This is a genomic window from Algorimicrobium bowmanii, from assembly GCF_054031195.1.
In genome coordinates this window covers 2,064,932-2,078,754 of record NZ_CM132929.1, presented here as the reverse complement: position 1 = coordinate 2,078,754, position 13,823 = coordinate 2,064,932, and the positions used below count along the sequence as shown (strand labels likewise).

At 35.7% G+C, this 13,823-nt stretch carries 3 protein-coding genes; all 3 read right to left on the bottom strand.

What is annotated here, in order from left to right; all coding sequences use genetic code 11:
• Positions 1-156 precede the first annotated feature (156 nt).
• On the bottom strand, positions 157-3,450 hold the full coding sequence (locus tag ACW5R3_RS09165; protein WP_456576711.1) for a M14 family zinc carboxypeptidase: 3,294 nt from the start codon (positions 3,448-3,450) through the stop codon (positions 157-159).
• Positions 3,451-3,731: 281 nt separating this feature from the next.
• The gene (locus ACW5R3_RS09160; protein ID WP_456576710.1) at positions 3,732-4,535 is read right to left on the bottom strand and encodes a hypothetical protein; all 804 of its coding nucleotides are present in this window, start codon (positions 4,533-4,535) and stop codon (positions 3,732-3,734) included.
• 306 nt (positions 4,536-4,841) lie between these two features.
• On the bottom strand, positions 4,842-13,475 hold the full coding sequence (locus ACW5R3_RS09155; RefSeq protein ID WP_456576709.1) for a LamG-like jellyroll fold domain-containing protein: 8,634 nt from the start codon (positions 13,473-13,475) through the stop codon (positions 4,842-4,844).
• Positions 13,476-13,823: the final 348 nt, after the last annotated feature.

Here is a 13,823-nt window from a genome sequence, read left to right as displayed (position 1 = left end):
ACTTGGGGGTAATTGTTTTAATATTAACAACTTAATGTTTTTAAATATAAATCATTAATCTATGAAATGCAAATAAAGTCGACGAAATGCATTTTATGAAAGTTGAATTAATTTTTAGTTTACGGGTAAATCTCTTTGGTCTACCCGTAAACTAGTTTAATATTTTAGTAGTTTTTTAATTAAAGTTTCACCTGTTTTTTGATTGGAAACTTTAATGAAATAAGTGCCTTGTTGTAGGTTGTTTAATTCAGTTAATCTTATTTTTTCTGATGTTTCCGAAATGATTTTCTCAAAAAGAACTCTTCCATTAATATCAAATAATTTTATATCGTATTTGGCTTCTTTTAGCGCTTTTGGAAAACTAATTTCTATATAATTATTAAATGGGTTGGGCTGTATACTTAAATTATCTGTATTAAAGGTTTCTGCACCGAGCGTATATTCCGAAACCGTTACGACAGCTGTGCATTGTGATGAATTCCCACTAAAATCCGTTACTGTTAAAGTTACGTTATTCAAGCCAATGTTACCCGTGTTGAATGTTTCAGGACTTACTGTAATTGAAGCTATGCCGCAATCATCTGATGAGCCCATATCTATTTGGTTAGCCGTAATTGTAGCACTTCCATAGATGTCTAGTTCAACAGAAATATTTTGTGAACTACATACAGGGTCTTGTGTATCTCCATCATTAGTAATATCCCATGAGCAGGTTGTGGCATTAAAAGTTGTGGTTTGCCAACAAGTTATTGTTGGAGCATCAGGTTGAGTTCCTTGGTTTTCCCATATACAGTTTTCTGTATTATAAACGTAATTATCCCAACAATTAATAGCTACTGGTGCTTCGGGGCTATTAACGGTCACAATAGCTGTACAAGTATCTGTTTGAGCATCGGCATCTGTAACCGTTAAGGTTACATTTATTGGAGAGCCAACATTACTACAGTTGAAAGAATCGATATCAATATCATAAGATATTATTTGATCATCATCGGTAGAACCATTATCAATGTCTGCTGCTGATATAGTTGCGTTTCCAGTGTGGTCTAACTGAACAGTTAGATTCTGACAAATAGCCGTAGGTGGAGCTGAGAAGGTTATTTCATTTGCAGTTAAACTAAGTTGATCTACTGCTATATCACTCAAATAATTTTGTCCTGTTGTACCTGAGAGACGTAATTTAAAAATTTGATTATCGTAACTGCTTAAATTTATTGTTTGCTCTAACCATGGAGCGCTTTCGTAATTTTGTTGTTCTCCGTCAAGTATAGGTGTATCTATAACGGTATTACCTGCGGCATCTAATTGATTCCATGTGGTTCCATTGTCGAGACTGATTTCTACAGAAAGACTGCCCATATGTGCTCCAAACATATGGTAGTAAAAAGAAAAATTAGCATCTTCATACCCTGTTAAATCAAAACAAGGACTTATAAGGGTTACAGTTACATTTTGACCAATATTGGATGTACTATTGGAGTTAGAAGCCTCGGTGTAAATATAATTACCGTTTCCAGTAAAATCGTCATTTGGTCCCGTTGCGCTAGAAGGTGTTGATCCAGAATTTAATGTCCAATCTTCATAATTATTTCCCGGAATATCATTTTCCCCTTGTGTCCAAAGTCCCAATCCTGAATCAAAAGTTTCTACATATGGGAACGTAGATACCGAGCTTCCAGTACAAGGAGCAAGTGTTGCGGTAGTAAATTGTTCAGCTATACTATAGGCCGAACTATTAGGCCGACAATACGATTTAACTTCAAATTCATAAGTTGTATTTGGAGATAAACCTGTAATAGTATAGGGATTACTAACGTTTGATATTTCTGTCCATGTAGAGGTTGCTAGTTCTCGGTATCTTAAATCATAATTATCAACCGTTGTAACTGTCCATGCAGCATCGGTAGTAAAGCTAGTTGTATTTGTTGTGTTTAAATTATCAGGTACTGTTAGTGTAAGTGGTGTAAGTTGAATATCTCCTAGAGTTACCGTTTGGTAGTTAGCTATAGTTTGATTACTAAGCGTAATGGGTTGATAGCAGTCTGCTTCAATTAAAATATCATAAGTTCCAGCGTAAACGGGTCTGTAAAAATCGCCATGAGGCAAAGTGCTTATGGTGTGTGAATTTACAGCATCGTGGCCAATTAACTTAACAGTAGCTTCAAGAGGTTCTCCTATAATGGCATCTTTAATTTTTCCTTGAAAACCATAAATACCTTGTATTAAATATTCAATAAAAGCTTCACGATTATAGTTCCAATGATTAACCAATTGGTTTGCAGGAATTAATTTGGTGTTGGATAATTCTATAGTAATCTCTTTACATTGGTGTGTGTAATTCATATAATCTTGTCGCCCTCCAAAAACACGATACCAATCGGCGCCGTGTGTTATCCCATCATCTAGATCGTCCATATAACCATTTGGACCATTTGCTTGGGAGTTGTCAGCAAATTCACGAGAAACTTGTATAAACCAATCATCATCGGCGTGTCTGTTATACGTATTATCCCAAGGGTAATTTACAACTTCAATACCTCCATGAAAGTTTGCTGCTAATACAAAATGTTGTGTTTCCAACTCATAAGCACTATGTCCATTAGAGTGGGGGCCGTTAACATTATCTGGGTAGTTCCTGTTTAAATCTAACCCATTGGCATTGGCACGTCTTGCATTGGCTACTGATGTATTTGATGCATTGTTGTAATAGGTACCATCTGGATTTGCCATAGGGTTAATCCAAACTTCAGAATTATCAATTAAATTTTTTATTCGTGTATGATCTGAGTGTCCGTTATCTTTATATGCTGTAATAAAGTAATTAATTAAATTAAGCATTAGTGGGTAACCTGTAATCTCATCACCATGAATAGAAGAAGTATACATAACTTTAGGTTCTGCTTCTTCTGTACCAATATTATCAGATAATTTTATAAATAACAGACGCTTATTACCTCCTGTACTTCCTTCAGTTGTGCCACCAATATCTACTAATTCACAAATATCTGGGTGGTTATTTACAAACTCTTGCATTTGTGAAGCATAATCGGCATAGGTAGGGTAAGCGGTTAAAGGAAAAGTAAGCGGATAGGCATCTCTATTTTGGTTATATGGCAATTCGTTAGACATTACTATACCACTAAATTCATTGTCAGTTGGATTAATTTGATAGTTTCTATTCGTTCTTTCAAACTCTCTAAATTGCGTGGTATTTGCCCAAGCATATACGGTGCGTGTATCTGGATTGTAGTTTAATATAGAAACTTTAGAGGTAAGTGCATCTAGTTCTGTAGTGTTATTTATTTGAAAACTAAATGTTACTTCGCCTTTATCATTTAAATAACGATTGGCTAAGCCTTGCGCATCTGTTTGAGCGTGTAACAAACTAAAACCTAAAAAGCATAAAATGAGCGTGCTTTTTTTAATTAAGCTTAAGTAGGATTGTTTCATAATGTTTTGATTTGGTTGGTTATAGTGATGCTAATATAGAATTTATTTCAACTAAAATATCCGTGAAATGCAAAAAAGCTCGACGAAATACACGTTTGCTTTTAATGAATTATGTGAAATCCCTTATATATATTGGGGAGGCAAACATTTTATGAAGAATAAAAAAATATAAAAAAAGAATATTTTAATAGGTTGAAAGTGATGGAATTAAGGGGGGGTAAAAAAAAACCTAGTAAGTAGCACTTACTAGGTTGATAATCTAACTAAAATAATTTAATCCTTTAGAAGATGATTTTCTTACTTGTTAAACCTTCTGTTGTATAAATTCTTAAGATCCCGTATCGTTCTTTAGAAGATGGGATAGGCATACTAAAATCTCTTTTATTAATATTTCCTATGTATTCAATACGTTTACCTAGAATGTTATAAATTTCTATGTGTGTAATAGTCTGGTTGGATTTACAAAGTAATGTTTTACTATTACGTAGATAGCTAATAGAAGTTTCGTTTAAGGATGTTTCATCAACGGAAAGTGATTCATCAGCAGTACCAATACCTTGTATTGTTAATGGACTGGAAAAGGTTATAAAAAATCGCTCTAGATAATCACCTTCGTTCATGGTTAGTTCGAAATCAGTTTCGTTTAAAAGTGTATGGGTGTTATTTTCAGCATCATAGAGATAAACATCAATAGGGGAGTCGAAATATTGTAAGTTGTTCAATTCAATTTTAACATCTCCGGAGTTTGATAAAAACATTCCTAATGGATATACTTTTGAAGAATCGAAAGCACCAACACCTTGAATAATGTATCGCTGATCGTTAATCATCCAATTTAAATCATCTGGTAAATTTTGTGCATTAATGGCATCATAACCATAGTCAACGCCATCTGAAGCAGCATTGTCGGGAGTGAAGCCTAATAGAATTTGACGTACATAGCCTTGAGGTGTTGTAAAATCGATACGTACTAATTGTGGTTGATTAAATGCTAATGCTTGATCATTGTTAGTAGCCGAAATAGGGTTTACTAAAAATAGGCATACAAACAGTAGACTAATAGATAGGTAGGTTAAGTTCTTCATTTTAATTTGGGGTTAAAAAAGAATGTTAGTAAGATTTGGGATTTAAATATAAAATAGTTTTTGGTGTTAATCTGTAAAATGCATTAAAAATCGATGAAATACATAAAATTGAAGGTTTTTTCTTATAAAGTGCTGTAATTTTATCTTTATGCATGAAGCTTTAGTTGTAATAAAATATTGTTTTTAAGTTGAATATAGTTACGTATTATTCATATTGTATGGCATTTTTTTTAATTGTGATATAAAAAAAGCGAGCTCTTTATATCTAAAAGAACTCGCTTATCATAGTAATAAGTTGCTAAAATTTTAGTGTTGTTTTACCACTATTTTCTTAGTAATTGTATGATTATCTAAAGTTTGGACTTTTATAATGTAATTACCTTCTGAGATTAAACGTACCGGAATACGACATTCTTGTGAAAGAGGAGCATTTGTGCTATTCCAAGATTTTACAGTTTGTCCTAGCATATTAACCAAGTATACTTGCTTGATATGCATACTATTTGGTAAGTTAATATATATCTGATTGGTATCATTGAGATAGTTTACAATAACATCAGGATATGTTTCGGTTGTAACATCTAAAGTGTTATCTGGTTGGAATACAATATAAAAGCGATTAGCATGTGTACCTGCATCTAACGTTATTTGGTAAGGTGACACATTAATACGTGTGTAGGTTCCTATTAACGAGTCGTAGACATATACATCTGGATCCGTATCAAAATTTTCTAAATCGGTAACCGCTATTTCTGCTTGTCCTGTTACTCCCATATCAATGGTTACAGGGTACGTGTTTTCCTCATCGAATGCACCTACGCCTTGAATAACATATTTATCATCTTCAATGATGAAGGACATATCGCTTGCTAAATATTCCGAATTTAAACCATCATAACCATAGTCAATGCCCTCTGTAGCAGCATTGTTAGGAGTGAAGGCTAGAAGTAAATGTCTCTCATCTCCCTCAGGACCTTTATACGCCAAACGAACGCGCTGAATACTATTTTGGGTACTTTCATCTCGGAAAGCATTATAGTTTGTAATATTATTTTCATCCGATCTAAAAAATATAGATTCGCCTAATGATTCTTTTTTAAAGATACGTTGGTTATTATTAAACTGTAAAGTTCCACCATCACTATCGGCTTTAACAAAGAAACCTTGAGCTACCGGAATATAACGACGTGGTAGTTTTAAGGCATCACCAGAGCCACCAATTTCTGATGGGATAGTTGCAGCTGGCAACCCTCCAGATAAATTATAATACGAATATCGTCCCAAATAGTCAGCCAATACATGCGATGTACTACTTGGAGCTTGTTCCCAAAATGTAAGTGTACCATCTAATGTAGCTGACTGGTTATCCATAATAAAAGTATTCGCATCTATTGCTGATGGATATGGGTTTCCAATTAAGGTTTCCATATCGCTACTGATACCTATGGTAATCAGACCGTTATTTGGTTGTCCAGAAAAAGTATAATTTTGATCTGGTGTACCTAAGCCACTACCTTTCATGGTGAAACCTAATCCAATATCTATATTTGAGGTTTCATTAAATCGGTTCCATTGACTTATAGAGCCATCGGCATCGTTATATGTATATAGCCAACGATTACTTAATGTTACTGGGTTAGATGTTCCTGGAGCATCGTAGCTCGTTGTCCAGTTTACAGGGTTAGAACCATCATAAAGTATAGAGCCTAAAGCAAAAACTCGAGTAGGACCGACATTAGTTACTGGGCTTCCCCAGTAGTTGTAATTAAATTCATTACTAGTACCTTGTTGGTCACGTTCTAATTTACCAGTTCCAGTGTAATCTACAATACTGTTTTCTGGTTGTATGAGTTGCGACTCGCCTTCTAGGTCTAGTATGCCATCAATTTTAAGGTAACGTGTAACATTTAGTAATTGATCATTGTCAATTGTATACTTGTTGTTGTCTACAACTAATCCAAGAAGGGCAGTTGCTCTATTACCAGATGTAATATTGTGTTGTGTTCTAACAATATTCCAATTCATACCGTTGGTATTAGGTGTAACTTGATCGCTACCGTATAGCCAGGTATTATTAGTATTCCAAACCCCATTATTAACACTTATGTATGGTAAAGGAGCTGTTTCAGGCTGATTTGTTGAAATATTACGTAGAAGACCATCAGTTCCTTTTATAGCTATTAAGTTACCACCAGTAATATCAGAACTCTGATTCATTTGGTAGTACCCAACCAAATTACTCCAAGACAGACCATTAACTTCCAGTGGTATAACAGTGCCATGAATAGTGCTACCATTCATCTCAATTTCTTGGTTCATCATAAATCTAATTTGATTTTCATTTAGGCCGATGTTCCAAAAACGTACTTCGTCTAGTGCACCATTAAAGTATTTGGTTGGTTCTCCAGAACTATTACCAGAAGCTCCAATTAAGCTACTGAAACTATTTGCACTTGGTGTACTTCCTGTAGCAGAACCTGCATTAATGCCATCTATATATATAGTGTAGGTTCCAGAAATATAAGTTAATGCTACATGATGCCATCTAGTATTAGTTATACCAATACTTGAAACAATAGGACTGTTGTTATTTGATGTAAAATTAACAGTACCATTATTTAATGTTAATTCATATCCGGATGTAGGGTTTGTTACATCACGTTTAGATAATAGCGTTTCAATTGAGTTTGATGTTGATTGACGTTTAACCCAGAGTTCCAAACTAAAATCACTGGAAAAATCATAACTGTCAGATAAATCTACATAATCATTAACACCATCAAAATCTATAAAATCGCCACAGCTAGCAAATGTAATATTAATTGTATCGCTAGTGTTTGGACATGGCGATGTATTTGTAACTTGCCACTCTAAAGTATAGGTTTCGTCTAATTCGCCAGTGAATGTTGCATTCGGATTATTTATATCACTAAAAGTGTAAGTTGCTGCCGATTGTCCAGAAGTTACAGTCCATTGACCTGTTGGGTTTGTAGCATTTAAGGTTACACTTGTTGCACCACAGTTTGATGTAGAATAGTCTACATCTGAGCCCGCATCTGCCACCACGTATGGATTAACTATAACGGTTAATGTACTACTAGTTTCCGAACAAACCGAACCTCCATTTGTAGAGGTTATTATTACCTGATAATACATTGTTTGCGTTAGTATTGGAGGTGTATATGTAGCTTGGTTGGCGCCAATGTTGCTCCATGGGCCAGAAACGCTGTTACTCTGTTGCCATTGATATGATAAAATTCCAAAACCGCTGGCGGAAACAGAAAGCGTGCTTGGTCTAACATTACTACAAACCGTCTGGTTTGAATTTAAACTATTGATATCTATGTTGTTAACAAAAATAGTTATCACGTTAGAGTAAGTTATACAAGAAGAACTTCCATTTGTTATAGTAGCCACACGTCTGTAAAATGTGGTGGTTGTTAAAGCGGCGCTAAAAGGATAATCCGAAGTTGTTACTCCAGTAGAACTCCATGGCCCGGAAGCAGTTGGAGCGCTTTCCCACAAATAAGATATGCTACTTCCAGAAGCTGATGCCGTTGCTGATGCCGTATTTGTTAGTGTGGCAGGTATTGTGCCCGAACAAACTGTTTGGTTGGAACCAATAGTTCCAGCAGTTGTAGCATTAGGTGTAATTGTAATAACATTACTAGCGCCTGTACAAGTAACCCCATTATAAGTATAAACAACTGTTCGTCTGTAATGAGTTACGCTTGTAATACTTGAGGTAGGAGTATAGTTTTGTGAGGTAGCACCACTAATAGGGGAGAAATTTACATTATCGGTGCTTATTTCCCATTGGTAAGAAACTGATCCAGATGGTTGTAAGCTAGATGCATTACCCGTTAAAACTGTTGGCATATCTCCAGAACACACCACTTGGTCTGTACTTATTGTACCGCCATTAACTGTCGGTAAGACTGTTACAGTTACATCAAACGGTGTTCCAGGACAACTTGGTGTAGTTGTTGCCAATGGTGTAATGGTGTAAATAACATCTATTGGGCTATTGGAGCTATTTGTTAATGTACCTGGAATATCGAAAGTGTTAATTCCTGTAGTTCCTCCACTTGTAGTTATGGTTCCAGAGTTTCCTACAGAAGATGTAATACCCGTAATGGTAGGTATTGACCAATTAAACTGCATGTCGTTATCTGTAATATTACCATCAACAGTAATCCCAGGACTTGAGCCACTACAAATTGTTGGATTTACAATTGTTGTAGTTGCATTAGGTGTTGGGTGGATGGTGACATTAATAACCTCTGAATCTGCACTACAAGGGGTCTGATTACCTACATTATAATAGGGGGTTACATTTATTTGAGTTGTTACAGTGGAGTTACCAGGATTATGTAATGTAAAAGGAACATTATTTAATGTTGAACTCCTATATGGGATGGGTATGAACCCAAATAACCAGTAGACTCTATTAACAGGAGTTACATTCATAACATCATGATCAGTGGAAACGTAAGTAGCATCATAAGAAAAACTAAATGTTATAGTAGAGAGTCTTGTATGATTTATTTTAAATGTTGGTCGAATTTCGTCACCATCACAATACCCGGTATTTGGAGCATTTGAAATTGATAAACCGGCATTGATATAATCAGAAAGCCCTCCTATATCTCCATTGTAATTAATAATAACTTCGTTTGAAGTCGATGTATTACTCGTACATGCTTGATCTGATATTATAAGTTGATATCTATTGGCCACATTAGGTGGCGTATACACAGGGTTATTAGCATTAGGTATATCTATCCAAGTATTATTATCGTTATCATATTCTTGCCATTGATAATTAAAGCTACCAGAACCTCCTGTTGGTGCAACGGATATTTGTATATCTGCCGGATTTCGACCATTACAAACGTCTTGAGAATCACCAATTACAAAAGTGTCGCTTAAAGGAGCATAAACTGTAACGTCCACATAAGTAACAACGCTACTACAACCATTTGTATTTGCAGTTATTTCAAATGTTGTTGTTTGCGTAGTAGTTGTTGTATTGGTTAGGTTAACGCTAATAGGTCCTGAAATGTTGGTTTGACTTGTTGTGCCTGTTACATTAGTTGTATTTGTTCTTGTCCAACTATACGTTGTTGTACCTGTTAAGGCAGGCAAAATACTTAGGTTTATGGTAGCTGTATCTCCACTACATATATCCTGAGTTGTAGGTGTTGCAACAGCAACGGGAGTTGGATTAACTGTTATGCTTACAGTTTCAGGTACGGATTGGCATCCGTTTGCTGTAGCTATTATAGTTATATTTGTTGTTTGAGGACTATTTGTAGTGTTGTTTAAGGTTCCTGTTATGGAGTTACCACTTATAGTTAAGGTTCCCGTAAGGTTTGTATTGTTGGTTCTTGTATAACTGTAGCTAACACCGCTAATATTGTTAGGGTTTGTTAATGTTATGGGATCTATTGCATTGCCATTACATACATTAGGCTGCGAAGCTGGTAGTGCTGTTAATGTTGGAGTAGGGTTAACAGTAACAACAACCTCAAAAGTAGAAGGTGTACAGGTTCCTAGGCCAGCAGAAACAGTATATGTTGCTGTTTGTGGTGCGTTTGAAGTATTTGTAAGTGTTTGTGAAAATCCGGATGCATTGTTTCCAACTGTAGCTCCAGTTATTCCACCAGAGATAACAGGTAAGCCCCAAGAGTATGTAGTACCTATAGGAATGATATTTCCATCAACGCCATTAGATAACACAATACTTGCTGTATCGCCACTACAAGTAGTTACTTGGTAATCGTTTGATATAAAAGGTGTAACATTGTAGTTAATTATAATGTTTTGCGAAACAGTAACGGTATTACCACCGTCATCTGTAACCTCATAGGTTCTAATAATGGTTTCTGGATTGGTGTTACCATCAGAAACATCAGATAAGTGAATTACTGTGTAAGTACAGTTGTCTGTTACAGTAACCGTGCTTTCATCTGGTAAAGGGAAATCGGATGAACACCCAACTGTAATATCAGATAAACTTGAAACTGTTGGAGCTAAATTATCTTGAACCATTACCGTAGCAACACAAGAGCTAGTATTTCCGTTAGCATCTGTAACAGTAAGTGTAACGGCATTGCTACCTATATGGCTACAATCAAAACTTGTTTGAGATGCATCGAGTGTAACAGTAGAGCAGACATCATTAGATCCATTATCTATGTCTGCAGCAACTAAAGAGGCATTTCCAGAAGCATCAAGCTGTAGTGTTATATCTTGACATATAGCATTTGGGTCTATAATGTCTTCAACAGTAACGGTAGATTCACAAGTACTCACATTACCATTATTATCTGTAACAGTAAGTGTAACGTTGTTTACACCAATATGTGAACAGTCAAAAGTATCTTGACTTATAGACATTGAAGCAATACCACAACTATCAGAGGAGCCATTGTCTATATCAGCAGTAGTAATTGTAGCGTTTCCTGAAGCATCCAATTGTATTGTAATATTTTGGCACGCAGCAGTTGGTGTTGAGGCATCAACTACGTTAACAACTCTTATAACTTCAGCAGCAGAATTACCGTTTACATCCATTACAATATAAGTTACACTGTAAGAACCAACAGTATTAGGGATAACGGCAGATGCATCGATAATAATACTTCCTGAAATATCACCAAAACACGGATCGAAGGCTGTTGCTCCTAACTCTAAATAGGAATCACATGCATCTACAATTTGTGGATTAGGACCACCAAGAGTAATTATGGGAGCAGTGGTATCAACAACGTTTACAGTTCGAATTAGTTGAGTAGCTACATTACCTTGAGGGTCGGTAATATTATACGTTACGCTATAAACACCAATAGTAGAAGTGTCAACGGTATCACCACCAATAATTACAGGACCAATAGCAGAACAGTTATCAGTTGCTGTTGCTCCAAGTTCTGTATATGTGTCACAAGCTTCTACTGTCATGTTTGCTGAACCATTTAGCGTAATAATAGGAGCCGTATTATCATCAATAACCACATTTTGCGTTTGAGTAGAGGTGTTTCCGTTACCATCATCAAAAGTCCATGTAATAACATGAGTACCTTGTGTATTATAAGTTAAAGGATCGGAAGTTGTACCTGTAATTGTGGCTCCACAGTTATCCGTTGTAGTTGGAACTGTAGCGGTAGCAGAACATTGTCCTGTTACATCGTCAAGGGTTGGAATATCAGGCAGAGTAGTATCGTCGATAATTACATTTTGATTGACGTTAATAAATTGTCCGTTACCATCATCAAAAGTCCATGTAATAACATGAGTACCTTGTGTATTATAAGTTAAAGGATCGGAAGTTGTACCTGTAATTGTGGCTCCACAGTTATCCGTTGTAGTTGGAATTGTAGCGGTAGCAGAACATTGTCCTGTTACATCGTCAAGGGTTGGAGTATCAGGAGGTGTAGTATCGTCAATAATTACATTTTGATTGACGTTAATAAATTGTCCGTTACCATCATCAAAAGTCCATGTAATAACATGAGTACCTTGCGTATTATAAGTTAAAGGATCGGAAGTTGTACCTGTAATTGTGGCTCCACAGTTATCCGTTGTAGTTGGAACTGTAGCGGTAGCAGAACATTGTCCTGTTACATCGTCAAGGGTTGGAGTATCAGGCAGAGTAGTATCGTCGATAATTACATTTTGATTGACGTTAATAGATTGTCCGTTACCATCATCAAAAGTCCATGTAATAACATGAGTACCTTGTGTATTATAAGTTAAAGGATCGGAAGTTGTACCTGTAATTGTGGCTCCACAGTTATCCGTTGTAGTTGGAACTGTAGCGCTAGCAGAACATTGTCCTGTTACATCGTCAAGGGTTGGAGTATCAGGAGGTGTAGTATCGTCAATAATTACATTTTGATTGACGTTAATAAATTGTCCGTTACCATCATCAAAAGTCCATGTAATAACATGAGTACCTTGTGTATTATAAGTTAAAGGATCGGAAGTTGTACCTGTAATTGTGGCTCCACAGTTATCCGTTGTAGTTGGAATTGTAGCGGTAGCAGAACATTGTCCTGTTACATCGTCAAGGGTTGGAGTATCAGGAGCCGTAGTATCATCAATAACCACATTTTGCGTTTGCGTAGATGTGTTTCCGTTTCCATCATCAAAAGTCCATGTAATAACATGAGTACCTTGCGTATTATAAGTTAAAGGATCGGAAGTTGTACCTGTAATTGTGGCTCCACAGTTATCCGTTGTAGTTGGAACTGTAGCGGTAGCAGAACATTGTCCTGTTACATCGTCAAGGGTTGGAGTATCAGGAGGTGTAGTATCGTCAATAATTACATTTTGTGTTTGTGTGGAGACATTTCCAAAACTATCTGAAAAAGTCCATGTCACGATGGTTGTCCCTTGTGTTGTAATAGGTAAGCTAGCATCGTTAGTGACACCAACTATGCTTCCACAATTATCTGTAGCACTTGGGGTTGTTAAACTAGTTACAATGCATTCATTATGAATATCAGGTAATGGCGTTATATTTGCAGCAATGTTACCTTCTACGGTTACAGTAGCGTTACAAGTAGAGGTTGTGCCATCGCTTATTTCTGTCAGAGTTAGTGTTACTGTATTCGGTCCTAAGTCATAGCAATCAAAAACTGTTTGACTTAAACTTAAATCATAAAGAGCATTACCACTATAGGTACCATCTTCAACTTGTGAAGGCATTAAGGTTGCATTTCCTGAACTATCTAAATATAATGTATAGTTGATACAATTAACCTGTGGTGCTCTTGTTTCGTTAAAACCAGGTCGTAATGAAATATAGTTACTAAAAGGGTTGTTAAAATCCGATATAGTTTGTGGGTAGCCGTTTATAGGCATCGGTTTTGAAAATCCAGAAACTCCAATTAATACAAAAAGTATCAATAGCAAATAGTATGTCGTTTTATTCATAGCATTGGTTGATTTTAGAGATATCTATATAATTGCAACAGTCATAATTTTATGAATGCGCAAGTTTTTCTATACTAGCTATTAATTGAGGGGACTATTTAGGGGTAATTCAAAAATAACAGAAGAGGCTGCTGTTATAAAATAAATTCGGTAAACGGTTAAATTATTCTGTGTATTCGTAAAATAAAGGAAATTATATGCTTTGCTTTAAGTTTCATAATATAAGTTGTTTATGGTGTGTTTGTCTAAGAAAACAGACTAAGTATAGAGCTTTCGAAGCTGTTTTTAAGTAACTTTTTTTCTGAACTGAAAAACTGAGTTTTTATTTATAATGGTTAAAACACAATA

Bases quoted from the DNA above. Each gene is read 5' to 3' on its own strand.
- ACW5R3_RS09155 (WP_456576709.1), bottom strand. From the start codon at position 13,475: ATGAATAAAACGACATACTATTTGCTATTGATACTTTTTGTATTAATT.
- ACW5R3_RS09160 (WP_456576710.1), bottom strand. From the start codon at position 4,535: ATGAAGAACTTAACCTACCTATCTATTAGTCTACTGTTTGTATGCCTA.
- ACW5R3_RS09165 (WP_456576711.1), bottom strand. From the start codon at position 3,450: ATGAAACAATCCTACTTAAGCTTAATTAAAAAAAGCACGCTCATTTTA.